This window comes from Halobacillus faecis (assembly GCF_007991335.1).
Lineage (GTDB): Bacteria > Bacillota > Bacilli > Bacillales > Halobacillaceae > Halobacillus > Halobacillus faecis.
The window spans coordinates 19657-45280 of record NZ_BJYD01000032.1; the positions used below are offsets into that span (position 1 = coordinate 19657).

The following is a 25624-nucleotide window of genomic DNA, read 5'->3' on the forward strand; positions in this document are numbered from 1 at the left end:
TGGCTTATTTATCTAGTGCTTCACCAGATTTTTTCGCGATACGAACTTTCTTACCGTCCTCGACTTTGTAACCAACACGTGTCGGTTCACCAGTCTTAGGGTCGATCGGCATTACGTTGGATACGTGGATCGCAGCTTCTTGTGTTAGGATTCCACCTTGTGGATTTTCCTGAGAAGGCTTCGCGTGCTTTTTCACTTCGTTCACACCTTCAACAAGGACACGATCTTTCTTCGGATAAGCTTCAAGGACTGTACCTTGTTTGCCTTTATCCTTACCAGTAATCACCATTACTTTGTCACCTTTTTTTACGTGCATTCTTCGCGCACCTCCTTAACAAGGCATTTCATTCAGGCTTTTATAATACTTCTGGAGCTAGAGATACAATCTTCATGAATTTAGCATCACGAAGTTCACGAGCTACCGGTCCAAAGATACGAGTACCGCGTGGTCCTTTGTCATCACGCACGATTACTGCTGCGTTTTCATCAAAACGGATGTAAGAACCATCTTTACGGCGCACTCCACTCTTAGAACGTACGATAACAGCTTTTACAACTTCACCTTTTTTAACAACGCCTCCTGGTGTTGCCTGCTTCACAGTAGCAGTGATGATATCACCAATGTTAGCTGTTTTGCGGCCGGATCCACCCAATACTTTAATGGTTTGGATTTCACGAGCACCAGAGTTATCTGCGACTTTCAGACGAGATTCCTGTTGAATCATAACATGTAACCTCCCTTCGGATTAACTCCGAGCGAACTTTATTTAGATAATGACAGACTCTTCAACAACTTCTAGAAGACGGAAACGCTTAGAAGCAGACAATGGACGAGTTTCCATGATGCTTACGATGTCGCCGTTTTTCGCTTGGTTGTTTTCGTCATGCGCTTTGAACTTTTTGGAATACTTTACGCGCTTGCCGTAAAGTTTGTGGAACTTATAAGTTTCTACTAGTACGGTGATGGTTTTATCCATCTTGTCAGAAACGACACGGCCAGTATAAACTTTACGATTATTACGTTCAGTCATGTGAGGGTGACCTCCTCTCATCTATTAGTTATTTACGCCTAGCTCACGTTCACGAGCAACAGTCTTCATACGTGCAATGGACTTGCGAACTTCACGGATACGTGCAGTGTTCTCAAGTTGACCTGTTGCCAATTGGAAGCGTAGGTTGAAAAGTTCTTCTTTAAGAGACTTAACTTTTTGTTCAATTTCGGCAGTGGTTAATTCACGGATCTCATTAGCCTTCATTGATTTCACCACCAATTTCTTCACGTTTTACGAATTTCGTACGGATCGGCAGTTTGTGTGAAGCAAGACGCAACGCTTCGCGTGCAACCTCTTCAGATACACCTGCGATCTCGAACATGATTTTCCCTGGCTTCACGACAGCTACGAAACCTTCTGGAGCACCTTTACCGGAACCCATACGTACTTCTAGGGGCTTAGCAGTATAAGGCTTATCAGGGAAGATTTTAATCCAAACTTTACCGCCACGCTTCATGTAACGAGTCATCGCGATACGCGCTGCCTCGATCTGGCGGGCTGTGATCCATGCAGGATCAATTGCTTGCAAACCATATTCACCGAAAGCTACTTCAGTACCGCCTTTTGCACGGCCTTTTAAGCTAGTACGGTGTTGACGACGATATTTAACACGTTTAGGCATTAACATAATGCTTTTCCCCCTTCCTTACTTGTCAGTTTTAGTTGGAAGGACTTCTCCACGATAAATCCACACTTTAACACCAAGCTTACCGTAAGTGGTGTCAGCTTCTGCAGTTCCGTAATCGATGTCTGCACGAAGTGTGTGTAGTGGTACTGTTCCTTCACTGTAATATTCAGCACGAGCGATATCCGCGCCACCTAGACGACCAGATACTTGGGTACGAATACCTTTAGCTCCTGCACGCATAGCGCGTTGGATTGTTTGTTTCTGAGCACGACGGAAAGATACGCGGTTTTCCAATTGACGTGCGATATTGTCAGCTACAAGAGTAGCGTCAAGATCTGGCTTTTTCACTTCAACGATGTTGATGTGAACGCGTTTACCAGTAAGTTGGTTTAGAGCTTTACGAAGTGCTTCTACTTCAGAACCGCCTTTACCGATAACCATTCCTGGCTTAGCTGTGTGCACAGTAATGTTTACACGGTTTGCTGCGCGTTCGATTTCTACCGTAGAAAGAGCAGCATCTTTAAGACGATTTTCAACATATTCACGAATCTTAATGTCTTCATGTAACAAGTCTGCATAGTCTTTGCCAGCGTACCACTTGGATTCCCAATCGCGGATGACGCCGATACGAAGACCTACCGGATTAATTTTTTGACCCACTGATTATCCCTCCTTTTTTTCTGATACGACCACTGTGATGTGGCTTGTGCGTTTGTTGATTTGGCTTGCGCGGCCCATTGCGCGAGGGCGGAAACGTTTAAGAGTTACGCCTTCGTTTACAAACGCTTCGGAAACGTATAGGTTTTCCGGGTCCATTTCATAGTTGTGTTCTGCGTTAGCGATCGCGGAGTTAAGAAGTTTCTCAACTACTGGAGATGCGCCACGCTGCGTTAGACGTAGTGTAGCTAGAGCTTCACCAACATTTTTTCCTCGAATTAAATCAATTACCAAACGAGCTTTACGAGGAGCGATACGAACGGTTTTAGCAACTGCTTTAGCTTGCATTAGAGTGCCTCCTCTCTATATTAACGTTTTGTTTTCTTATCGTCGCCAGAGTGTCCCTTGAACGTACGGGATGGCGCGAATTCACCTAGTTTGTGACCAACCATGTCTTCAGTCACATAAACTGGTACGTGCTTACGACCGTCATAAACGGCAATTGTGTGTCCGACGAAGTTAGGGAAGATCGTAGAACGGCGAGACCAAGTCTTTACGACCTGCTGTTTATTATCTTCGTTCAACTTCTCGACTTTTTTCATTAAGTGATCATCTACAAAAGGTCCTTTTTTCAGGCTGCGGCCCATGAATAAACCTCCCTTCGCGATTGAGAGACGGGTTTTACTGCCCGCCCGACAATCCCGTTATTTTTTACCGCGTCTACGCACGATATATTTATCAGACGGCTTGTTGCGTTTTCTCGTTTTGTATCCAAGAGTTGGTTTACCCCATGGAGATACTGGAGATGGCATACCGATTGGTGCGCGTCCTTCACCACCACCGTGTGGGTGATCACTAGGGTTCATTACGGAACCACGTACTGTAGGGCGCTTACCTTTCCAACGAGAACGTCCAGCTTTACCTACGCTGATTAGTTCGTGCTCAAGGTTACCAACTTGACCGATTGTTGCACGGCAAGAACTTAGTACCAAACGAACTTCACCAGAAGTTAGACGTACAAGCGTGTATTTCTCTTCACGACCAAGGATTTGTGCAGAAGCACCTGCAGAACGGACAAGCTGTCCTCCGCGTCCTGGCTTAAGTTCTACGTTGTGTACGATTGTACCAACTGGAATGTCTTTCAACTGAAGAGCATTACCTGGTTTGATATCTGCACCTTCACCAGAAATAATTTCCGTTCCAACCTTCACACCTTTTGGAGCTAGGATGTAACGTTTTTCACCATCAACATAATTGATTAGTGCAATGTTAGCGGAGCGGTTCGGATCATATTCGACTGTAGCAACGCGTCCAGGTATTCCATCTTTGTCACGCTTGAAGTCGATAATACGATACTGACGCTTGTGGCCTCCGCCCTGATGACGAACTGTCAGCTTACCCTGGTTGTTACGTCCACCTTTTTTATGAAGTGGAGTGACAAGGGAGCGTTCAGGTTTGTCAGTTGTGATTTCAGCGAAATCAGATACTGACATGTGTCGACGACCGTTAGTAATTGGTCTGAACTTTTTAATCGCCATCTTTATTTCCCTCCTTCATATTTCAATTCGTGTATTTTATGCTTCGAAGATTTCTAGTTCTTCGCTGTCCTGAGTCAATGTGATGACTGCTTTCTTACGATCGGAGCGGTAGCCGCCGTAACGACCCATACGCTTGAACTTACCTTTAAGGTTCATTGTGTTGACTTGTGCAACTTGAACGCCAAAGATTTCTTCAACTGCTTTTTTAATTTCAGTTTTGTTAGCTTTCGGGCTAACTTCAAACGTATATTTCTTTTCTCCCATAAGATCAGCAGAATGTTCAGTAATGACAGGGCGCTTGATAATATCGCGTGGTTCTTTCATTATGAGAGCACCTCCCCTGCTTTTTCAGCTGCTTCCTTAGTAAGGATCAGCTTGTCATGCGTTAGCAAGTCTAACACACTTACTTGCTCTACAGGAAGACTCTTCACTGTAGGGATGTTGTTAGATGAAAGAGTTACATTTTCGTCTGCTTCAGCAGTAACGATCAATGCTTTCTCGTTAACATCTAGTGCTTTTAGAATGTTTGCTACTTCTTTTGTTTTTGGAGCATCAAGAGATAGGCTCTCAAGAACAATGATGTTTTCTTCTTTCACTTTAGAAGAGAAAGCAGATTGAAGTGCCAAACGACGTACTTTTCTTGGCATCGTGTAGCTGTAGCTGCGTGGTGTAGGACCGAAAACAGTTCCGCCACCTACCCATTGTGGTGAACGGATAGATCCTTGACGCGCACGGCCTGTACCTTTTTGGCGCCATGGTTTGCGTCCGCCGCCACTAACTTCAGAACGTCCTTTTACTTTGTGTGTGCCTTGGCGAAGATTCGCACGCTGCATCAACACAGTTTCGTGTAAAACGTGAGTATTAGGTTCAATTCCAAATACAGATTCATTTAGTTCGATTTCACCAACATTAGAACCGCTTTGGTTTAATAGTGCTACTTTAGGCATGACATATCCTCCCTTCGTTTATTATTTGCTAGCCTTAATTGCACTTGTAATCTTAACGTAAGATTTTTTCGCGCCTGGTACATTACCTTTGATAAGTAGTAGATTACGCTCAGCGTCCACTTTTACTACTTCAAGGTTTTGTAGAGTTACTGTTTCGCCACCCATTTGTCCTGCAAGGCCTTTGCCTTTGAAGACTTTGGACGGGTCAGCACCTTGCCCCATTGAACCGGAACGACGGTGGAAACGGGAACCGTGAGTTTTAGGTCCAGTAGATTGGTTGTGGCGCTTGATTGCACCCTGGAAACCTTTACCTTTAGAAGTTCCTGTAACGTCAATTGCGTCACCAGCTTCGAAAATATCAACTTTAACCTCTTGACCTAGTTCAAAGTCATCAAGGTTTGTATTACGGAATTCACGAACGTAGCGCTTAGGTGTTGTGCTTGCTTTATCAGCGTGCCCTTGAGCAGCTTTCTTCAAGCGGTTTGACTTTTCATCAGCAAAACCAAGTTGGATCGCTTCATAACCGTCATTTTCTGTTGTTTTCTTTTGAAGAACAACGTTTGGCTCAGCCTGAACAACTGTTACTGGGATCAACTCGCCATTTTCAGAGAAAATTTGAGTCATGCCGACTTTTCGTCCTAAGATTCCTTTCGTCATCCGTTACACCTCCTATTATCTTTACGATTTATTTATAGTTTGATTTCGATATCCACACCAGATGGTAGATCCAAACGCATGAGTGAATCAACAGTCTGTGGTGTTGGATTAACAATGTCGATTAGACGTTTATGCGTGCGCATCTCGAACTGCTCACGAGAGTCTTTATACTTGTGAGTCGCACGAAGTACAGTATAAACAGAACGCTCTGTTGGAAGCGGGATCGGACCAGATACATTAGCTCCGGAACGCTTCGCAGTGTCTACGATCTTTTCTGCGGACTGATCAAGTACTCTGTGATCATACGCCTTTAAACGAATACGAATTTTCTCTTTTGCCATTATTTTCCCTCCTTCTTCGCCCATTTTTGAAATAGACATTCTCCGCGAAAAAAACTTGACCACTAGCCATGGCAAAGGGGCCGGGTGTGTCAACAACCTTTCGCTTCATCGCCTTTTATGACCAACATTACTTATTATATAGAAGAAATGCGGTCAATGCAAGGATAAATCCATAATTATTTTCATTACGGACACTTAAAATATTATACTAGCGTTCAGCACTTTTTTCAAGGGGATAGCAAGCATTCATGGGCTTTCCGTTGAATGCTTTCGACTCCTTCTCTGAAATCCATTGTCCATTAAAACAAATATGCAAGAGGATATCAACCATCTCTGTGTAAAGAATAATATTCTAAACATTCGATAAGATCCATTTGTTCCTTATCAGCATATCCTTGGTGGAATGATAAAAGACCTACGATCGATAAAACCAATAGTCTTCTTATTGTATTATAGGCCAGTAAGATAAAGGAAAAAGAAATCCATAATTTCAGGATAGGATTCAATGGTAGTGTTGTATTTCTTCATTAAAAAAGAGCAACAGCCAGAAGCTGTTGCTCTCTATATAGGATAGAACTGAAATTACTTAGTGATTTCAGAAACTACGCCAGAACCTACTGTACGTCCACCTTCACGGATAGAGAAACGAGTTCCGTCCTCGATCGCGATTGGGGAGATAAGTTCTACAGTCATTTCAACGTTGTCCCCAGGCATAACCATTTCTACGCCTTCAGGAAGTTGAATAACACCAGTTACGTCCGTAGTACGGAAGTAGAACTGTGGGCGGTAGTTAGAGAAGAATGGAGTGTGACGTCCACCTTCGTCTTTAGCTAGTACATAAACTTCAGCTTTGAAGTTTGTGTGTGGAGTGATAGAACCAGGCTTAGCTAGTACTTGACCACGGTTGATGTCTTCACGCTTAACACCACGAAGAAGTGCACCGATGTTGTCTCCAGCTTCAGCGTAATCTAGAAGCTTACGGAACATTTCAACACCAGTTACTGCAGTTTTGCTGGACTCTTCAGCCATACCGATGATTTCAACTTCGTCACCGACTTTAACTGTTCCACGCTCAACACGACCAGTTGCAACTGTACCACGACCAGTGATAGAGAATACGTCCTCAACTGGCATCATGAATGGCTTGTCAGTGTCACGGTCTGGAGTTGGAACATACTCGTCAACTGCGTCCATTAGATCGTAGATTGCTTGCTCATACTTCTCTTCACCTTCAAGAGCTTTAAGAGCAGAACCGCTGATTACTGGTACGTCATCACCATCGAAGTCGTACTCAGAAAGTAGATCGCGAACTTCCATTTCTACTAGTTCAAGAAGTTCTTCGTCGTCTACCATGTCAACTTTGTTCAAGAATACAACGATAGCTGGTACACCTACGTTTTTAGAAAGTAGGATGTGCTCACGAGTTTGTGGCATTGGACCGTCAGCTGCAGATACAACTAGGATCGCGCCGTCCATTTGAGCAGCACCAGTGATCATGTTCTTAACGTAGTCAGCGTGACCTGGGCAGTCAACGTGTGCATAGTGACGAGTTTCAGTTTCGTACTCAACGTGTGCAGTGGAGATTGTGATTCCACGCTCACGCTCTTCAGGAGCACCGTCGATCATGTCATATGCCATTGCTTCACCAGAACCAGAACGCTTGTGAAGTACAGTCGTGATCGCTGCAGTTAGAGTTGTTTTACCGTGGTCAACGTGTCCAATTGTACCAATGTTAACGTGGGACTTGGACCGGTCAAATTTTTCTTTACCCATTGTATATTTCCTCCTTTAGATAAGTAGCAAGTTTTTTGGTTTTAAAGATTTATGATGCAGCTTAGGAGTAAGCATGAGTCACTCCTAAGCTTACAATACAAGTTATACTTTAACTCGTCTAAAAAATCAATTATTCACCAGCATTTTTCTTGATGATTTCCTCAGAGATGCTCTTCGGAACTTCTTCATAGTGGTCGAAGTGCATTGTGTACGTACCACGGCCTTGAGTGTTGGAACGCAACGCAGTTGCATAACCGAACATCTCGGATAGTGGAACGAATGCTTTAACCACTTGTGCATTACCACGAGTTTCCATACCTTCTACACGTCCACGACGGGAAGTTACGTCACCCATGATGTCGCCCATGTATTCCTCTGGAATAACAACTTCTACTTTCATCATTGGTTCAAGTAGAACAGGCTTACACTTGTTTTTCGCCTCTTTAAGTGCCATGGATGCGGCTACTTTAAAGGCCATTTCGTTGGAGTCGACATCGTGGTATGAACCGTCATATAGAGTCGCTTTGATGTCTACCATAGGGTAACCAGCCAATACACCGTTTTCCATAGACTCTTTAATACCTTGTTCTACAGATGGAATGTATTCACGTGGTACAACACCACCAACGATCTTGTTAACGAATTCGAAACCAGCGCCTTCTTCGTTCGGTTCGAACTCAACCCATACGTGACCGAATTGTCCACGACCACCAGATTGACGTACGAACTTACCTTCCACTTGTGCACTTCCGCGGAATGTTTCGCGGTAAGCAACTTGTGGAGCACCAATGTTCGCTTCAACTTTGAACTCACGCTTCAGACGGTCAACGATGATGTCTAGGTGAAGTTCACCCATACCTGCGATGATCGTTTGACCAGTTTCAACGTTTGTTTCAGTTTGGAATGTTGGGTCCTCTTCAGCTAGTTTACCAAGAGCGATAGACATCTTATCTTGGTCAGCTTTAGATTTAGGCTCGATAGCAACAGAGATTACCGGATCAGGGAATTCCATGGACTCAAGAATTACAAGACTCTTCTCGTCACATAGCGTATCACCTGTACCTGTATCTTTAAGACCTACCGCACCTGCGATATCCCCTGCATAAACAGTGGAGATCTCTTCACGAGAGTTTGCGTGCATTTGTAGGATACGACCTACACGCTCACGCTTGTCTTTCGTGGAGTTTTTCACGTATGAACCAGCACTCAATGTACCAGAGTACACGCGGAAGAAAGTCAATTTACCTACATAAGGGTCTGTAGCAACTTTAAATGCCAATGCAGAGAATGGCTCGTTGTCGTCAGGCTTACGTACGACTTCTTCATCTGTTTGTGGTACGTGACCTTCAATTGGAGGTACATCTAATGGAGATGGAAGATAGTCAAGAACACCATCAATTAGAAGTTGAACACCTTTGTTTTTGAAGGCAGAACCACAGAAGACAGGATAGAATTCAACACTTAGAGTCGCTGTACGGATCGCCGCTTTCAGCTGGTCGTTCGTGATTTCTTCTCCCTCTAGATACTGCATCATCAAGTCTTCATCAAGTTCTGCAACAGCTTCTACAAGCTTGCCGCGGTACTCTTCAGCTTGATCTTGGTACTCATCAGGAATCGGGCGAGCTTCCGCACGTGTTCCCAAATCGTCCATGTAGTAGTATGCTTCCATCGTTACTAGGTCGATGATTCCTTCGAATTCATCTTCTGCTCCGATAGGAAGTTGAACGGCTGCTGCATTTGCTCCAAGGCGGTCTTGCAATGTACCTAGGGAGTAGATGAAGTCAGCTCCGATTTTATCCATTTTGTTAATGAATACGATACGTGGAACACCGTATGTTGTAGCTTGGCGCCAAACAGTTTCTGTTTGAGGCTCAACACCAGATTGTGCGTCAAGGACAGCTACGGAACCATCAAGTACACGCAGGGAACGTTCAACTTCAACAGTGAAGTCTACGTGACCTGGTGTGTCAATGATGTTGATACGGTGACCTTTCCACTGAGCAGTCGTAGCGGCGGAAGTAATTGTAATTCCGCGCTCTTGTTCCTGCTCCATCCAGTCCATTTGGGAAGCTCCTTCGTGAGTTTCGCCAATTTTGTGGATACGTCCTGTGTAGAAAAGAATACGCTCTGTCGCCGTTGTTTTACCAGCGTCGATGTGAGCCATGATCCCGATATTCCGGGTCTTTTCCAAGGAGAACTCTCTAGCCATGCATCTTTCTCCTTCCTGTTTGAACCTTTATTTTTTTGGTGATTACCAGCGATAGTGAGCGAATGCTTTGTTCGCTTCCGCCATCTTGTGCATTTCTTCGCGACGCTTCACAGATGCACCTGTGTTGTTAGCTGCATCTAGAATTTCGTTAGCCAAGCGCTCTTCCATCGTTTTCTCCCCGCGTAGACGAGCATAGTTTACGATGAAACGCAAGCCTAGAGCCTGACGACGTTCTGGACGAACCTCAACAGGTACCTGATAGTTGGAACCACCTACACGACGAGCGCGTACTTCCAATACAGGCATTACGTTCTTCATTGCTTGGTCAAAAGTTTCCATAGCGTCATTACCGCTACGCTCTTGAACTAGTTCAAAAGCTTTGTAAAGAATCTTTTGTGCTTTACCGCGCTGACCATTGACCATGATTTGGTTGATCAAGCGAGTAACAAGCTTAGAGTTATACATCGGATCTGGTAACACATCACGTTTAGCTACTGGACCTTTACGTGGCATATGTTCCCCTCCCTTCTTGGGTGTTTTTATTTAAGCGATATTTGCATATCGATTATTTTTTAGCTTTTGGCTTTTTCGTACCGTATTTGGAACGACCTTGCATACGGCCATCAACACTTGCTGTGTCAAGAGCACCACGTACAACAGTGTAACGTACACCTGGCAAGTCTTTAACTTTACCGCCACGGATAAGAACAACACTGTGCTCTTGTAGGTTGTGGCCTTCACCAGGGATATACGCGTTAACCTCAAGCTGGTTAGTTAGACGAACACGTGCATACTTACGTAAGGCAGAGTTCGGTTTCTTAGGTGTCATTGTCCCAACACGTGTGCAAACCCCACGCTTTTGTGGAGAAGAAAGATCAGTCATACGCTTCCTATAGCTGTTGTAACCTTTGTTCAAAGCTGGAGAGTTAGACTGCTTTGTTTTGCTCACGCGTCCTTTGCGTACCAATTGGTTAATTGTTGGCATGTTTGTATCCTCCCTTCATACTTTTTAATACCACACATCCAGGTGGTTCATAAAAAGGCAAAAAACAAAGCTTTCGCGTAGAACGCCAAAACTTTATTGCTTTATCGCCACTGTAGCCGCACCAACATCAATACCACATGCATTCCCGAGTTCCTCCATCGAAGATACCCGTGTGTGAGGAATGTTCAGTTGTTGGGCTAATTTAGCTACTTTAAGTGTCATCGACTGATCAGCATCGTCAGCCGTTATGACTTCAACCACTTCACCATTTTTCATGGCTTTCAGTGTTTGTTTGGTTCCAATGATTATATCGGATTTAGCCTGTGCTACTTTTTCATAAGACATCTTCATATCCTCCAAAGCAACAAGGATAAATGGAAGCACCTTGATTATATTATCACTCACCCAAATGCATGTCAACTGCATCCGGGTGAGTTTTTTTGGTGCTTCCTTTAATTTTACACCTTGTTAACATCTACTTCTTTATTTTAAGAATGGGTGACTTCTTCCGTCACTTCTGGAACCTCTTGTCTTTGTTGCTCGGATTGCGCTTGAATCTTGCGGTAACGAGTCATACCCGTACCAGCAGGAACAAGCTTACCGATAATAACATTCTCTTTCAATCCTAGCAACTCATCGCGCTTACCTTTAATAGCTGCGTCTGTCAGGACACGTGTTGTTTCCTGGAAGGATGCAGCGGAAAGGAAGCTGTCTGTTTCAAGAGACGCTTTGGTAATACCAAGGATGACTGGACGGCCGACTGCCGGCTGGCCACCTTCCATAAGCGCTTTTTGGTTCGCTTCTTTGAATTGGTGAATTTCAAGTAGAGAACCTGGAAGTACATCGGTATCACCAGAATCAAGAACACGTACTTTACGAAGCATCTGGCGTACCATAACCTCGACGTGCTTATCGGAGATTTCAACCCCTTGCATTCGGTAAACTTTCTGTACTTCTTTGAGAAGGTATTCTTGAACGCCGTCAAGTCCTTGTACGGTCAGCAATTCTTTAGGATCAATAGAACCTTCAGTCAGAGGTTCGCCTGCTTTGACCTCATCACCAACGGCCACTTTCATACGTGCGCCATACGGAGCCGTGTAAGAACGTGACTCTACAGCACCTTGGACGACGATTTCCTGCTTCTCTTTAACTTCATTGATTTCGTGCACCGTACCATCAATTTCTGTGATAACGGCTTGACCTTTCGGATTACGTGCTTCCACGATCTCCTGGATACGCGGAAGACCCTGCGTGATATCGTCTCCGGCTACACCACCTGTGTGGAAGGTACGCATTGTAAGCTGTGTACCTGGCTCACCGATGGACTGTGCAGCGATAATTCCGACTGCTTCACCGACTTCAACTTCATCACCTGTTGCAAGGTTACGGCCATAACACTTCTTACAAACACCATGTTTCGTATTACATGTGAATGCCGTACGGATGACGATCTCTTCAATGCCGGCATCAACAATTTGACGTGCGACATCTTCAGAAATGACTTCATTTCTTTCCAGCATGACAACGCCAGTTTCAGGGTGCTTCACTGTCTGGAATGCTGTACGTCCGATGAGGCGGTCGATCAATGGTTCGACCACTTCGGTCCCCTCTGTCAATGCAGCTACTGGAAGACCTCGGTCTGTTCCACAGTCATCCTCACGAACAATGACATCCTGCGCTACGTCTACTAGACGACGAGTCAAGTAACCGGAGTCGGCTGTCTTAAGGGCCGTATCGGCAAGACCTTTACGTGCACCGTGTGTAGAGATGAAGTACTCGAGTACCGTCAGACCTTCACGGAAGCTTGACTTGATCGGAAGTTCGATGATTCGTCCAGCCGGGTTGGCCATTAGACCACGCATACCAGCAAGCTGCGTAAAGTTAGAGGCGTTACCACGGGCTCCGGAATCACTCATCATGAAGATTGGGTTACGCGGGTTCAAGGACTTCATCAGACGGTTCTGAATATCGTCTTTAGCCGCAGACCATATTTCGATGACGCGATCGTAACGTTCTTCTTCTGTGATTAGACCACGACGGAACTGTTTCAAGACTTTATCCACTTTCTCCTGTGCTTCATCAAGGATTTCCTGCTTCTCTGGAAGTACGACAACGTCGGATACACCGACAGTGATACCGGCCTTCGTGGAGTAAGCAAACCCAAGGTCCTTCATGCGGTCAAGCATCTTGGACGTTTCACTGATAGAGAAACGCTTAAACACTTCTGCGATGATATCACCAAGGATTCCTTTCTTGAATGGAGATACTTCTTCACGCTTCGAAAGCTCTTCGCGGATATCAGCACCTTTTTCAATAAAGTAATGATCAGGTGTCTTGATTTCCAAGTTCTCTTTCGTCGGTTCATTGATATATGGGAATGAATTCGGCAGCATTTCGTTGAAAATCAACTTACCTACTGAAGTCAGTAGAAGCTGCTGATTCTGTTTTTCAGTAAATGTTTCGTTATTCAAAGAGCTGGCCTGAACCGCTACACGTGTGTGCAAGTGAGCGTAGCCATTTTGATAAGCCATTAGAGCTTCGTTCAAGTCTTTGAAGAACATGCCTTCTCCGATGGCACCTTTTCTCTCAAGAGTCAGGTAGTAGTTACCTAGTACCATATCCTGGGAAGGTGTAACGACCGGCTTACCATCCTTAGGGTTAAGGATGTTTTGAGCAGCAAGCATCAAGATACGCGCTTCCGCCTGAGCTTCAGAAGATAGTGGCACGTGTACGGCCATTTGGTCTCCGTCAAAGTCGGCGTTGTATGCGGTACATACAAGTGGGTGCAGACGAATGGCACGACCTTCAACAAGAGTCGGTTCAAAGGCCTGGATACCCAAGCGGTGCAATGTTGGTGCACGGTTGAGTAGAACCGGGTGTTCTTTGATGACATCTTCAAGGACATCCCATACTTCGTGATGCACGCGCTCGATCTTACGCTTGGCTGATTTGATGTTATGCGCAAGACCTCGGGATACGAGCTCTTTCATAACGAATGGTTTAAACAATTCAAGGGCCATTTCTTTCGGAAGACCACATTGGTACATCTTCAAGGATGGTCCTACGACGATAACAGAACGACCGGAATAGTCGACACGCTTACCTAGCAAGTTCTGACGGAAACGTCCTTGCTTACCTTTCAACATGTGAGAAAGGGATTTAAGCGGTCGGTTCCCTGGTCCTGTAACAGGACGGCCGCGACGGCCATTGTCGATCAATGCATCGACAGCTTCCTGTAGCATACGCTTCTCGTTCTGAACGATGATTGTCGGTGCACCAAGATCCAACAAACGCTTCAAGCGATTGTTACGGTTGATTACACGACGATACAAGTCGTTCAAATCGGAAGTTGCAAAACGTCCACCGTCAAGCTGGACCATTGGACGAAGTTCCGGTGGGATGACCGGAAGAACGTCAAGAATCATCCATGATGGATCGTTTCCTGAGTTACGGAAGGATTCTAATACTTCAAGACGCTTGATGGCACGAGTACGACGTTGTCCTTGAGCTGTCTTCAGCTCTTCTTTCAACGTATCCACTTCACCATCAAGGTCGATATCGAATAGAAGCTTACGGATTGCTTCCGCACCCATAGCTGCCTGAAACCCTTGTCCGAACTTCTCACGGTAAGAACGGTACTCTTTTTCAGAAAGCAATTGCTTCTTCTCAAGAGCCGTCTCCCCTGGGTCCGTAACGATATAGGCTGCGAAATAAATGACTTCCTCCAAAGCTCTCGGAGACATATCTAACACAAGACCCATACGGCTTGGGATTCCTTTGAAGTACCAAATGTGAGAGACAGGGGCAGCTAGTTCAAGGTGCCCCATACGCTCACGGCGGACTTTCGCCTTTGTTACTTCTACGCCACAGCGGTCACAAACGACACCTTTATAACGGACGCGCTTATATTTTCCGCAGTGACATTCCCAGTCTTTCTGCGGGCCGAAGATTCGCTCGCAGAAAAGACCGTCTTTTTCTGGTTTCAACGTACGATAGTTGATGGTTTCTGGCTTCTTAACCTCACCGTAGGACCAAGAACGAATCTTATCCGGTGAAGCCAGGCCTATTTTCATATACTCAAAGTTGTTTACATCTAGCAAGGGGCCTACCTCCCTTTCAGTATCCGGGTTTTACCCTAAGCTTAGAACACGAGCAGCAGCAGTGTTTCTATCTTACTTAGTCGTCTAAGTTCAAATTCTCGGATTCTTTGGTTTGCTCTTCTTCGATATCGCGCATTTCGATCTCTTGTTCATCACCAGAAAGGATCTTCACATCCATACCTAAACTCTGAAGCTCTTTAATCAGAACCTTGAATGATTCAGGAACGCCAGGTTCAGGAACGTTGTCACCTTTAACGATGGCTTCGTACGTTTTCACACGTCCGACGACATCATCTGATTTAACAGTCAAGATTTCTTGAAGAGTATAAGCAGCACCATATGCTTCAAGTGCCCATACCTCCATCTCACCGAAACGCTGTCCACCGAATTGTGCTTTACCACCAAGCGGTTGTTGCGTAACCAATGAATACGGTCCAGTTGAACGGGCGTGCAATTTATCGTCAACCATGTGCGCAAGTTTGATCATATACATGACACCGACAGATACTCGGTTATCAAACGGATCACCTGTACGTCCGTCATATAGGATCGTCTTCGCATCACGAGCCATACCGGCTTCTTGCAATGTTTCCCAAACGTCTTCCTCGCGTGCACCATCAAATACTGGTGTGGCAATTCTTTCACCCATCAAACGAGCAGCCATACCCATGTGCAGCTCCAGTACCTGTCCGATGTTCATACGCGACGGAACACCTAGTGGGTTCAACATGATGTCAACCGGTGTACCATCTGGAAGGAAAGGCATATCTTCTTCTGGAAGAATCTTAGAGATAACACCTTTGTTTCCGTGACGACCGGCCATTTTATCCCCTTCAGAAATCTTACGTTTCTGAACGATATAGACACGGATCAACTGGTTCACACCTGGAGGAAGCTCGTCACCGTCTTCACGGTTGAATATCTTCACATCTAGGACAATTCCGCCTGCACCGTGAGGCACACGCAAGGACGTGTCACGAACTTCGCGAGCTTTTTCACCGAAGATTGCATGAAGAAGTCGTTCTTCTGCAGATAGTTCCGTCACACCTTTTGGCGTAACTTTACCAACAAGCAGGTCTCCATCACTTACTTCAGCACCCACGCGGATAATTCCACGATCATCCAAGTCACGAAGAGCATCTTCACCAACGTTTGGAATGTCGCGGGTGATTTCTTCCGGTCCAAGCTTCGTGTCACGAGCTTCGGACTCATATTCTTCAATATGAATGGACGTGTACACATCATCTTTAACGAGACGTTCACTCATGATGATGGCATCCTCATAGTTGTAACCGTCCCATGTCATGAAGGCAACAAGCGGGTTTTGACCCAGTGCCAGTTCACCCATATCCATGGAAGGTCCGTCAGCCAGGATTTCACCTTGCTTAACGCGATCTCCTTTAGAAACGATCGGGCGCTGGTTGTAACAGCTTCCCTGGTTAGATCGAATGAATTTCTGCAAACGGTAACGATCAAGGTCTCCTTCGACCTCTTTGCCATCCACTTCAGAAATGCGGCGCACACGAACTTCTTTCGCTTCTACACGCTCAACAATTCCTTCGTGTCTACAAATGACTGCAGCACCAGAGTCTTTACCAGACACATACTCCATACCTGTCCCAACAAGCGGTGCATCAGGTTTGAGCAATGGTACTGCTTGACGCTGCATGTTCGCACCCATCAGGGAACGGTTGGAGTCATCGTTCTCTAGGAAAGGAATACATGCGGTCGCTGCAGATACAACCTGCTTCGGTGATACGTCCATGTAGTCGATACGGTCACGACTAACAACGGTGTTCTCACCACGGAAACGGGCGATAACTTCTTCATCTGTAAAAGCTCCATCTTCTTCAAGCTTAGCGTTCGCCTGAGCGACAACGTAATTGTCTTCCTCATCAGCTGTAAGGTAATCGATTTGAGCTGTTACTTTGTTCGTATCAGGGTCAACACGACGGTAAGGGGTTTCGATGAAACCAAACTCATTCACTTTCGCATAAGAGGAAAGGGAGTTGATCAAACCGATGTTTGGTCCTTCCGGCGTTTCGATTGGACACATACGACCATAGTGGGAGTAGTGTACGTCACGAACTTCAAACCCTGCACGCTCACGAGTCAGACCACCAGGTCCTAATGCTGAAAGACGGCGCTTGTGTGTCAGTTCTGCTAACGGGTTCGTTTGGTCCATGAACTGAGACAATTGCGAGCTTCCGAAGAACTCTTTGATGGATGCAATAACAGGACGAATGTTAATCAATTGTTGTGGCGTGATGGATGACGTATCTTGGATAGACATACGCTCACGAACCACACGCTCCATACGGGAGAGACCAATACGGAATTGGTTCTGCAGCAATTCGCCAACAGAACGCAGACGGCGGTTTCCGAGGTGGTCGATGTCATCTGTTCCACCCACATCGTGCAACAAGTTGAAGAAGTAACTGATAGAAGAAAGGATATCCGCAGGAGTAATGTTCTTCACATCACGGTCAATGTTTGCATTGCCGATGACATTGATGGAACGTTCACCTTCTGGGTCCGTCGGGTCAACAATTTTGACAGACTGAACCTGGATAGGATCTTCAAGGACACCGTCAACCGGCTCCAGGGTTTCTTCACTCAATGTGCCTTCTTCGTCATCAAAGTGAGGGATCAGCTTATTCAATAGACGACGATCAATCTTGTCCCCTTTTTCAGCGATCACTTCGCCTGTTTCTTCATCCACCAGCGTTTCTGCTAGCGTCTGGTTGAACAAACGATCTTTGATGTGAAGCTTTTTATTCATTTTATAACGACCCACACGGGCTAGATCATAGCGTTTCGGGTCGAAGAAACGGGAAACAAGCAAGCTTTTCGCATTTTCTACCGTTGGCGGCTCGCCAGGGCGTAGACGCTCGTAGATCTCAAGCAACGCTTTCTCTGTGTTTTCCGTATTGTCTTTTTCCAACGTGTTCTTCAAGTATTCATTGTCACCAATAAGATCAATGATCTCCTGGTCCGTTCCGAATCCTAAAGCACGTAAAAGCACGGTGATCGGTAACTTACGAGTACGATCGATACGGACGTGCACCACGTCTTTTGCATCGGTTTCAAACTCAAGCCACGCTCCGCGGTTCGGGATGACGGTAGCTGTGTAACCTCTCTTACCATTCTTATCAATCTTCTTGTTAAAGTACACGCTAGGAGAACGTACAAGCTGAGAAACGATAACACGCTCAGCACCATTTATTACAAAGGTACCTGTGTCTGTCATAAGCGGGAAATCACCCATGAATACTTCTTGCTCTTTCACTTCTCCTGTCTCATTATTTAAGAGACGTACTTTCACACGAAGTGGTGCGTTATATGTTACATCGCGATCCTTTGACTCATCGACTGGATACTTTGGTTCGCCAAGGCTGTAGTCCACAAACTCCAGTGACAAATTACCTGTGAAATCTTCGATTGGGGAAATATCCTGGAACATTTCCTTCAAACCTTCTTCTAAGAACCAATCGTAAGAAGCGGTTTGAATTTCAATCAAGTTCGGTAATTCTAATACCTCACTGATGCGTGCATAACTTCTGCGCTGGCGGTGTCGTCCATACTGAACTAGTTGACCTGTCAACTGATTCACCCCTCAAATCAAGCATTTTAATAACGAAAAAAGGGTCCGGCAAGACATGCCGAACAGGCTTGCGGTTGATCTTGCCACAAGCACTATTTAAACATCCGCTTTAGAACGAATGGTGATTCTTCATTTCTCTCTAACGTTAGACAAAAAAGAAAAAGGCTTTTCATACATAAAAACCTCATTTACTTTCAGTGTTCGATTTTACCATTCTGACCATCTATCAACTTTTTATACATATTTGTAAAAAAAGACTTGACAGACTTCAGATATATTGGCATTTTTCAATACTAGCACAACTAGTAGGGCTAGTCAAACTTTTTAGCTTTAAGGATGTAATACCCCTTTTGCTTTACCATGACCTCTGCATTTCCGAACAATTCTTCAAGTTTCTTCTTTGCAGAAGGCGCCCCCTGTTTCTTTTGAATCACGACCCACAACTCTCCTTCAGCAAGTAGAGCTTCCTTCGCTTCTTCAAACATCTTGTGGACGACTTGTTTTCCGGCACGGATAGGCGGGTTTGTTAGGATAGCAGCAAACCTCTGATCTTCTAACCCTTGCAAACGATCACTTTCTTGAATCGTGACGTTCACAACTTCATTGCGAGCGGCATTCTTTTCCGCAAGCCCAAGAGCTCTCTCATTGACGTCGACCATGAATACGTGGCGGCCTGCGTAAGCTTTAGCTAGAGACAAACCAATCGGCCCATACCCACACCCAAGGTCAAGAATGTCACCATGAACATCTGGTTCTTGAAAGGTTTCGATCAACAAGCGCGATCCGAAATCCACTTCTTTTTTAGAAAAGACAGCATGATCCGTCGTAAATGTGAAGACATGACCGAGCAACTCAAAGTGCCACGTCTTTTCTTCACTGCCCGTCGTTGTTTTCTTTGAATAGTAATGCTCCGACATAATCCGAACACCTTCTTTTTCATCTATTGAAATGGAAAGGTTTATTCCTGATTCCAGCAAGTCTAGCAAATCATGAGCACACTTGCTAAATTTGCCTGTTAAGAAAAAGAAAGCCCGCCGATAAATCAGCGAGCTTTACTTTAAACATTCTCTTACTTAACTTCGACAGAAGCGCCTGCTTCTTCAAGCTTAGACTTGATTTCTTCAGCTTCTTCTTTAGAGATAGCTTCTTTAATTGTTGCTGGAGCACCATCAACCATTTCTTTCGCGTCTTTAAGACCAGCACCAGTGATTTCACGTACTGCTTTAACTACTTTGATCTTAGAAGATCCAGCAGATTCTAGTACTACATCAAATTCAGTTTGCTCTTCAGCAGCTTCGCCACCTGCAGCAGGCGCGCCAGCAGCAACTGGAGCTGCAGCAGATACACCAAATTCTTCTTCAATTGCTTTAACTAGGTCGTTAAGCTCAAGAACAGACATTTCCTTAATCGCTTCGATAATTTGTTCGTTAGACATGAGAAATTTCCTCCTTAGTTTTTGTTGTTATAGTTTAAACGAACGCTAACTTACGCGCTTTCTTCTTCTTTTTGATCCGCGATCGCTTTTGTAGCGTAAGCGAAGTTGCGGATAGGTGCTTGTAGTACGCTTAGGAACATAGATACAAGACCTTCGTAGTTTGGAAGGTTTGCAAGTTCTTTGATTTGCTCAAGAGTTGCAACTTGTCCTTCAACTACCCCACCTTTGATCTCAAGGCTATCGTGATCTTTAGCGAAGTTGTTCAATACTTTAGCCGCAGCTACAGCATCGTCTTCATGGAAAGCGACAGCTGTCGGTCCTTGAAGGACTTCGTTAAGTTCAGATAGTTCGACTTCGTCAGCAGCACGACGGACCATTGTGTTTTTGTACACTTTGAAATCTACGCCTGCTTCACGAAGCTGGGTACGAAGTTCAGTAACTTCTGCTACATCAAGTCCGCGGTAGTCTACAACGACTGCAGATTTACTGTTGCGGAACTTGTCAGCCAAGTCAGATACAATCTGTTTCTTCTGTTCGATAACACTGCTCATTGTTCCACCTCCTATTGACTTTTCATCATACCGTTCGAAGGTTTTACTCATAAAAGAACACCCCCACATAGACATGGAGGTGTTTCATAGAGCAGGGCAGACCGCGCTGCTCTATTTATATCACACACCTCGGCAGGACTTTAAGCGGAAAGCCGCACCTGCTGTCTACGGTATAACGTATTTATTTATACAACGCTACCTAGTATATATCGTAGATAACGGAAAGTCAACACTTTTTTATTACTTCGTGTAACCAGAAACGTCTACTTTGATTCCAGGCCCCATCGTAGATGAAACAGCAGCGTTACGCATATAAGTTCCCTTAGATGCTTGAGGCTTCGCTTTAACAAGTGTTTCAGTGATTGCTGCGAAGTTTTCAGCCAGCTTGTTCTCATCGAAAGAAGCTTTTCCGATTGGAACGTGGATGTTTGCTGCTTTATCAACGCGGTATTCTACTTTACCAGCTTTGATTTCGTTAACAGCTTTTTCTACTTCGAATGTCACTGTACCTGTTTTAGGGTTCGGCATAAGACCTTTTGGTCCTAGTACTCGACCTAGCTTACCAACTTCAGCCATCATGTCAGGAGTTGCTACTACGACATCAAAATCGAACCAACCTTGGTTGATCTTGTTGATTAGGTCTTGTTCACCTACGTAGTCAGCACCTGCTGCTTCTGCTTCTTTCGCTTTATCACCTTTAGCGAAAACAAGCACACGCTGAGATTTACCTGTACCGTGCGGAAGCACCATCGCGCCACGGATCTGTTGGTCCGCTTTCTTAGGATCTACACCTAGACGGAATGCTGCTTCGACAGTTTCGTCAAAGTTCGCTTTTGAAGTTTCTTTTACAAGCTTGATGGCTTCTTGCACATCGTAAGCTTTTGTACGGTCAACAAGTTTTGCTAGCTCTTGTTGCTTTTTTGATTTCTTAGCCATTATTAATTTCCTCCTCGTTGTGGTTTTAACGGATTTTCCTCCCACGAATAAAGGTTGCGAAAGAGTCACATGCTCCATTTCCGCAACCTTTTCCTATCTCCATGTGACGCTACGGGATTAATCTTCGATCGTGATTCCCATGCTGCGCGCTGTACCTTCAACCATGCGCATAGCAGCTTCAACGTCAGCAGCGTTCAAATCAGGCATTTTCGTTTCTGCGATTTCGCGTACTTGGTCGCGTTTAACAGAAGCTACTTTGTTACGGTTCGGTTCACCGGAACCTGACTCAACTCCTGCCGCTTTCTTAAGAAGAACAGCAGCTGGTGGAGTTTTTGTAACGAATGTAAAGGAACGGTCCTCATAAACCGTAATTTCTACTGGAATGATCGTACCTGCTTGTTCCTGTGTACGAGCGTTAAATTCCTTACAGAATCCCATGATGTTAATACCTGCTTGACCTAGTGCTGGTCCAACTGGCGGTGCTGGGTTCGCTTTACCTGCAGGAATCTGAAGCTTTACAACATTAATAACTTTTTTAGCCACGAGACACACCTCCTTAAAGTCCGTGATGTGGTAATAGGGTTCAACCCCTCCCACTCATTGCGATATCTACGCAATCGCCCTCTTTTTGGGGCGCATATAGAACATAAAAATTCTAGCATCTTTATTTCTAATATGCAAGGGGAGAGATGAATTTTATAATTTTTCGATTTGGGTAAAGTCTAACTCTACCGGGGTTTCACGCCCGAACATATTGACGTGGACTTTCACTTTTTGTTTGTCCGTATCAATATATTCAATGGATCCTGTGAAGTTAGCGAAAGGTCCGTCTGTCACTTTAACACTTTCCTTCACCTCGAAGTCAACCTCCGCTTTAGGCTGTTCGTTCATACCCATGCGCTTAAGAACCGTTTCTACTTCTTCAGGCAGGAGAGGGATCGGCTTGGATCCAGAACCGGTGGATCCTACGAAACCAGTCACACCTGGTGTATTACGTACTACGTACCAGGAATCGTCTGTCATGACCATTTCAGCCAATACATACCCAGGGAACACCTTTTTCTTGGCTACTTTCCTTTTGCCATTTTTAATTTCTGCTTCTTCGTCCTCGGGAACAAGAACACGGAAGATCTTGTCTTCCATTCCCATTGATTCCACACGCTTTTCCAGGTTTGTTTTTACCTTGTTCTCATATCCTGAATAGGTGTGCACTACATACCATCTTTTTTCCATATTCGCAGGACAAGTGCTTGCCCTTCCCTCCCTTATACTAGAGTTGATGAATATTACTCCAACATGAAAAAACCCGCTGGACGGGTTTTTTGTAAGTCTATCTCCTATTATAGCATAAAATCCACTCTACTATTCTTGAGCAATGAGTTCAAGCACCTGGGAAATCCCAAGATCTACAATAGCGAAGAATACAGCTACGAAAGCGACAGTTAATATAACCGTAACCGTGTACTTATACAGTTCCTGACCTTTAGGCCAGCTCACCTTTTTCATCTCTCGTGCTACATTCTTGAAGAACTTAAACATGCTGTAATACCCCCAAACTTGCGCCAACTGGCTTCCTTCTCTATTTCGTCTCGCGATGTAAAGTATGCGTTCCGCACTTTTTACAAAACTTGCGGACTTCAAGACGTTCGGATTGGTTGGATCGATTTATATATGAACTATAATTCCGACTTAAACATTCTGTACAAGCTAAAATGACTTTTTTTCTCATTATCCGTCACCTCAATCTAGAGAGGTTTACACATACTCACTAAATGTAGCACTCTTACCGATTACTGTCAATGCAGCTCTTATAGAGTGATTTCGTTGATTTCCAAGTATTTTTCGAGCTTTCTCTTCACACGTTGTAAAGCGTTATCAATAGATTTCACGTGTCGATCAAGCTCGACCGAAATCTCCTGGTAGGAACGTCCGTCCAAGTAGAGGGTCAGCACTTTTTTCTCTAAGTCACTTAATAACTCCGACATTTTCTCTTCCATATCAGAGAACTTTTCTTTATTAACAATCAATTCTTGTGGGTCGATAGCTTTTGAACCAGCGATGACATCCAGTAATGTCCGATCTGATTCCTCATCATAAATAGGCTTGTCCAAAGAGACGTAGGAATTCAATGGGATATGCTTCTGTCTTGTGGCGGTTTTAATTGCGGTGATAATTTGACGGGTGACACATAACTCTGCAAAGGCTTTGAAGGAAGATAGTTTGCCTTCTCTGTAATCGCGGATGGCTTTGTAAAGACCGATCATCCCTTCCTGGACGATATCCTCCCGATCTGCGCCAATTAGAAAGTAAGTCCGAGCTTTCGCGCGCACAAAATTCTTGTACTTATTGATCAAGTAATCCAGCGCCTGGACTTGTCCTTGATTGATTCGTTCAACGACTTCTTCGTCATCAAGCTTGCTAAGATCCAAATCGTTGATGCTTTTCTCCGTTTGTAAGATGCTCACACAGGATCCCTCCGACCGTGCTACCTCAATATAGCAATATTATACAGTACGATTCTGAAAAGCGTCAACAAGTTGTCAGAATTATTTATCTCCTCGCCGCCATTTCTCAAAGAGTTCCCTCACCTCTTTATTGATGGGAATCTTAGATTGATAAGGATATTGATTCTGGCTTTCGACATCTTTCTCTATTTGGTTTTCAATATTCTTCACTTCAATATACAGCTCTCTTGCTGACTTCCTGAAGGCTCCCTGCCCGAAAATGGTGCGTTGTTCCGCATAATCTGACGTCGCTACATAAACTTGAGTACGAACATCATTCAATTCTCCAGCCAGCTTTTCAATTCGTTCATCAGCGGTTTCATTTTCTTTTGTAAAGATGACTTCTACTTTGTAATTTTTTTGTTTTTTTTCAACCCCCCGGACATGATAAGCATCAAAAACAATCATGATCCGGTCCCCGGTATAAGATTGATACTCCGCCATCATTTCTATAAGGAGATCCCGGGCCTGCCCGAGATCTTTTTCCTTTAAACTTTTCAATTCCGGCCAAGCGCCAATCATGTTATATCCATCGACGATTAAGACGTTCATGCCTTACTCCCCTAACGGATGACGCTTCCTATAGACTTCGTACATCAAAAGAGAAGCCGCTACGGACGCATTCAAGGAAGTCACTTCTCCAGCCATCGGCAGGCTGACGGTCCAATCGCATTTATCTTTCGTTAATCGGCTCATGCCGCGGCCTTCACTTCCAATGACGAGGGCAATTGGCATGTTCCCGTCAAGCTCGCGGTAATCCTCCGTGCCTACAGCATCAGTTCCGACGACCCAGACAAACCTTTCTTTCAACTCATCAATCGTGCGGGCAAGGTTCGTTACTCGAGCAACCGGAATATATTCGATCGCACCTGTTGACGTTTTCGCAACAGTTGCCGTTAAAGACACCGAACGCCTCTTCGGAATGATGACCCCATGTGCTCCTGCCGCGTCTGCCGTCCGTAGAATGGAACCGAGATTATGAGGGTCTTCAATTTCATCACAAATAATGAAAAATGGAGGCTCGTCCTTTTCTTCCGCTTTCGCAAATAAATCTTCCAAATCACTGTATTCATACGCAGCTACAGAAGCTATGACCCCCTGGTGGTTTCCATCAACAAGCTGATCTATTTTCTTCTTCGGAACTTTTTGGACAATGAGTCCCTGTTCTTTGGCCAGCTGTTCAAGCTTTTTATATGCCTGGTGCTGCAGCTGATCCGATACCATCACTTTATTGATCGGTCTGCCTGACCGAATGGCTTCCTGAACTGAATTCTTTCCGATAATCCATTCTCCATTCATTACGCTTCACTCCTTTCTTCAACAATTTGAATGGCATGTTGTATCAATGTTTCCAGCCGCTCCGTTTGTCCGGATAAATATAAATACCCCAATACCGCTTCGAATGCGGTCGAGTAACGATAGGTCTGCACGTTGGTGTTCTTAGGGACGGATCCTGATTTTGCGTTCCGCCCCCTTCTAAGCACACCTTCCTCTTCTTCCGTGAGCTTTCCTTCTTCCTGCCATACACGGACAACATCCGCCTGAGACACAGCCGACACGAACTGGATCGCTGTCTGATGAAGGTGTTGAGGCATAACCTCTCCTTTTTCAAGCAGATGCTGCCTGACGTAAAGTTCATAAACAGAGTCGCCCATATAGGCGAGGGCAAGACTCTTCATCTGTTTCGCATTGGCGATCGTCATAACT

32 protein-coding genes and 1 other annotated feature are annotated in these 25624 nt (G+C 44.8%); all 32 genes read right to left on the reverse strand.

All coding sequences use genetic code 11. The features are described 5' to 3' along the window. Window positions 1–4: 4 nt before the first annotated feature. Window positions 5–316 (reverse strand): 50S ribosomal protein L24, encoded by a 312-nt coding sequence (gene rplX, locus HFA01_RS16905; RefSeq protein WP_075038175.1) that lies wholly within the window; start codon window positions 314–316, stop codon window positions 5–7. A gap of 40 nt (window positions 317–356) precedes the next feature. Further along, window positions 357–725 (reverse strand): 50S ribosomal protein L14, encoded by a 369-nt coding sequence (gene rplN / locus HFA01_RS16910; protein WP_035511677.1) that lies wholly within the window; start codon window positions 723–725, stop codon window positions 357–359. A gap of 42 nt (window positions 726–767) precedes the next feature. Beyond that, window positions 768–1031: a 30S ribosomal protein S17 gene (rpsQ, locus tag HFA01_RS16915; protein ID WP_035511679.1), complete on the reverse strand. Its 264-nt coding sequence runs from the start codon at window positions 1029–1031 to the stop codon at window positions 768–770. Between the two features lie 24 nt (window positions 1032–1055). Beyond that, a complete protein-coding gene (gene rpmC / locus HFA01_RS16920) occupies window positions 1056–1256 on the reverse strand; it encodes a 50S ribosomal protein L29 (RefSeq protein ID WP_008636054.1) in 201 nt (66 codons plus the stop codon). Then, the gene (gene rplP, locus HFA01_RS16925; RefSeq protein WP_027953416.1) at window positions 1246–1680 is read right to left on the reverse strand and encodes a 50S ribosomal protein L16; all 435 of its coding nucleotides are present in this window, start codon (window positions 1678–1680) and stop codon (window positions 1246–1248) included. The genes rpmC and rplP overlap by 11 nt, the downstream gene beginning before the upstream one ends. An 18-nt stretch (window positions 1681–1698) precedes the next feature. Next, window positions 1699–2340, reverse strand: a complete 642-nt coding sequence (gene rpsC, locus HFA01_RS16930; RefSeq protein ID WP_035511682.1) for a 30S ribosomal protein S3 — start codon at window positions 2338–2340, stop codon at window positions 1699–1701. A 3-nt stretch (window positions 2341–2343) separates the two neighbouring features. After that, window positions 2344–2685, reverse strand: a complete 342-nt coding sequence (gene rplV, locus HFA01_RS16935) for a 50S ribosomal protein L22 (RefSeq protein WP_035511684.1) — start codon at window positions 2683–2685, stop codon at window positions 2344–2346. Window positions 2686–2705: 20 nt separating this feature from the next. Beyond that, window positions 2706–2984: a 30S ribosomal protein S19 gene (rpsS, locus tag HFA01_RS16940; RefSeq protein WP_035511685.1), complete on the reverse strand. Its 279-nt coding sequence runs from the start codon at window positions 2982–2984 to the stop codon at window positions 2706–2708. Between the two features lie 57 nt (window positions 2985–3041). Next, entirely contained in the window at window positions 3042–3875 is an 834-nt protein-coding gene (rplB, locus tag HFA01_RS16945; RefSeq protein ID WP_146818467.1) for a 50S ribosomal protein L2, read from the reverse strand. A 36-nt stretch (window positions 3876–3911) separates the two neighbouring features. Beyond that, window positions 3912–4199, reverse strand: coding sequence for a 50S ribosomal protein L23 (rplW, locus tag HFA01_RS16950; RefSeq protein WP_146818469.1), 288 nt, complete (start codon window positions 4197–4199; stop codon window positions 3912–3914). After that, window positions 4199–4822 (reverse strand): 50S ribosomal protein L4, encoded by a 624-nt coding sequence (gene rplD / locus HFA01_RS16955; protein WP_089654433.1) that lies wholly within the window; start codon window positions 4820–4822, stop codon window positions 4199–4201. The genes rplW and rplD overlap by 1 nt, the downstream gene beginning before the upstream one ends. Window positions 4823–4843: 21 nt before the next feature. Then, window positions 4844–5479, reverse strand: a complete 636-nt coding sequence (gene rplC / locus HFA01_RS16960; RefSeq protein ID WP_089654434.1) for a 50S ribosomal protein L3 — start codon at window positions 5477–5479, stop codon at window positions 4844–4846. 32 nt (window positions 5480–5511) lie between these two features. Beyond that, the gene (gene rpsJ / locus HFA01_RS16965) at window positions 5512–5820 is read right to left on the reverse strand and encodes a 30S ribosomal protein S10 (protein ID WP_089654435.1); all 309 of its coding nucleotides are present in this window, start codon (window positions 5818–5820) and stop codon (window positions 5512–5514) included. Window positions 5821–6402: 582 nt separating this feature from the next. Continuing rightward, complete coding sequence (gene tuf / locus HFA01_RS16975; protein ID WP_089654436.1) at window positions 6403–7593, reverse strand: elongation factor Tu; 1191 nt, start codon at window positions 7591–7593, stop codon at window positions 6403–6405. Window positions 7594–7723: 130 nt separating this feature from the next. Continuing rightward, the gene (gene fusA, locus HFA01_RS16980; protein WP_146818471.1) at window positions 7724–9802 is read right to left on the reverse strand and encodes an elongation factor G; all 2079 of its coding nucleotides are present in this window, start codon (window positions 9800–9802) and stop codon (window positions 7724–7726) included. 42 nt (window positions 9803–9844) lie between these two features. Then, a complete protein-coding gene (gene rpsG / locus HFA01_RS16985; protein WP_146818473.1) occupies window positions 9845–10315 on the reverse strand; it encodes a 30S ribosomal protein S7 in 471 nt (156 codons plus the stop codon). Between the two features lie 52 nt (window positions 10316–10367). Further along, window positions 10368–10787 (reverse strand): 30S ribosomal protein S12, encoded by a 420-nt coding sequence (gene rpsL, locus HFA01_RS16990; protein WP_146818475.1) that lies wholly within the window; start codon window positions 10785–10787, stop codon window positions 10368–10370. A gap of 93 nt (window positions 10788–10880) precedes the next feature. Beyond that, complete coding sequence (locus tag HFA01_RS16995; RefSeq protein ID WP_146818477.1) at window positions 10881–11132, reverse strand: 50S ribosomal protein L7ae-like protein; 252 nt, start codon at window positions 11130–11132, stop codon at window positions 10881–10883. A gap of 143 nt (window positions 11133–11275) precedes the next feature. Next, the gene (rpoC, locus tag HFA01_RS17000; RefSeq protein ID WP_146818479.1) at window positions 11276–14887 is read right to left on the reverse strand and encodes a DNA-directed RNA polymerase subunit beta'; all 3612 of its coding nucleotides are present in this window, start codon (window positions 14885–14887) and stop codon (window positions 11276–11278) included. A gap of 76 nt (window positions 14888–14963) precedes the next feature. Continuing rightward, window positions 14964–18491, reverse strand: a complete 3528-nt coding sequence (rpoB, locus tag HFA01_RS17005) for a DNA-directed RNA polymerase subunit beta (RefSeq protein WP_146818481.1) — start codon at window positions 18489–18491, stop codon at window positions 14964–14966. 311 nt (window positions 18492–18802) lie between these two features. Further along, complete coding sequence (locus HFA01_RS17010; protein WP_371860347.1) at window positions 18803–19477, reverse strand: class I SAM-dependent methyltransferase; 675 nt, start codon at window positions 19475–19477, stop codon at window positions 18803–18805. Window positions 19478–19560: 83 nt separating this feature from the next. Beyond that, a complete protein-coding gene (rplL, locus tag HFA01_RS17015; RefSeq protein WP_089654443.1) occupies window positions 19561–19926 on the reverse strand; it encodes a 50S ribosomal protein L7/L12 in 366 nt (121 codons plus the stop codon). A gap of 50 nt (window positions 19927–19976) precedes the next feature. Continuing rightward, entirely contained in the window at window positions 19977–20477 is a 501-nt protein-coding gene (rplJ, locus tag HFA01_RS17020) for a 50S ribosomal protein L10 (protein ID WP_089654444.1), read from the reverse strand. 42 nt (window positions 20478–20519) lie between these two features. Continuing rightward, window positions 20520–20666: a sequence feature (ribosomal protein L10 leader region), on the reverse strand. A gap of 51 nt (window positions 20667–20717) precedes the next feature. Beyond that, the gene (gene rplA / locus HFA01_RS17025) at window positions 20718–21413 is read right to left on the reverse strand and encodes a 50S ribosomal protein L1 (RefSeq protein WP_146818485.1); all 696 of its coding nucleotides are present in this window, start codon (window positions 21411–21413) and stop codon (window positions 20718–20720) included. 117 nt (window positions 21414–21530) lie between these two features. Next, entirely contained in the window at window positions 21531–21956 is a 426-nt protein-coding gene (gene rplK / locus HFA01_RS17030; protein WP_035511717.1) for a 50S ribosomal protein L11, read from the reverse strand. A gap of 153 nt (window positions 21957–22109) precedes the next feature. After that, window positions 22110–22646, reverse strand: a complete 537-nt coding sequence (nusG, locus tag HFA01_RS17035; RefSeq protein ID WP_146818487.1) for a transcription termination/antitermination protein NusG — start codon at window positions 22644–22646, stop codon at window positions 22110–22112. A 129-nt stretch (window positions 22647–22775) separates the two neighbouring features. Then, complete coding sequence (gene secE, locus HFA01_RS17040) at window positions 22776–22952, reverse strand: preprotein translocase subunit SecE (protein WP_146818489.1); 177 nt, start codon at window positions 22950–22952, stop codon at window positions 22776–22778. Window positions 22953–22992: 40 nt separating this feature from the next. Beyond that, on the reverse strand, window positions 22993–23142 hold the full coding sequence (gene rpmG / locus HFA01_RS17045) for a 50S ribosomal protein L33 (RefSeq protein ID WP_074736204.1): 150 nt from the start codon (window positions 23140–23142) through the stop codon (window positions 22993–22995). A gap of 79 nt (window positions 23143–23221) precedes the next feature. Beyond that, the gene (gene sigH, locus HFA01_RS17050; RefSeq protein WP_146818491.1) at window positions 23222–23878 is read right to left on the reverse strand and encodes an RNA polymerase sporulation sigma factor SigH; all 657 of its coding nucleotides are present in this window, start codon (window positions 23876–23878) and stop codon (window positions 23222–23224) included. 81 nt (window positions 23879–23959) lie between these two features. After that, a complete protein-coding gene (locus HFA01_RS17055) occupies window positions 23960–24469 on the reverse strand; it encodes an NYN domain-containing protein (RefSeq protein WP_146818493.1) in 510 nt (169 codons plus the stop codon). 3 nt (window positions 24470–24472) lie between these two features. Then, window positions 24473–25216 (reverse strand): 23S rRNA (guanosine(2251)-2'-O)-methyltransferase RlmB, encoded by a 744-nt coding sequence (gene rlmB / locus HFA01_RS17060; RefSeq protein WP_146818495.1) that lies wholly within the window; start codon window positions 25214–25216, stop codon window positions 24473–24475. After that, the gene (locus HFA01_RS17065) at window positions 25216–25620 is read right to left on the reverse strand and encodes a Mini-ribonuclease 3 (protein WP_146818497.1); all 405 of its coding nucleotides are present in this window, start codon (window positions 25618–25620) and stop codon (window positions 25216–25218) included. Before HFA01_RS17065 ends, rlmB begins: the two co-directional genes overlap by 1 nt. Window positions 25621–25624: the final 4 nt, after the last annotated feature.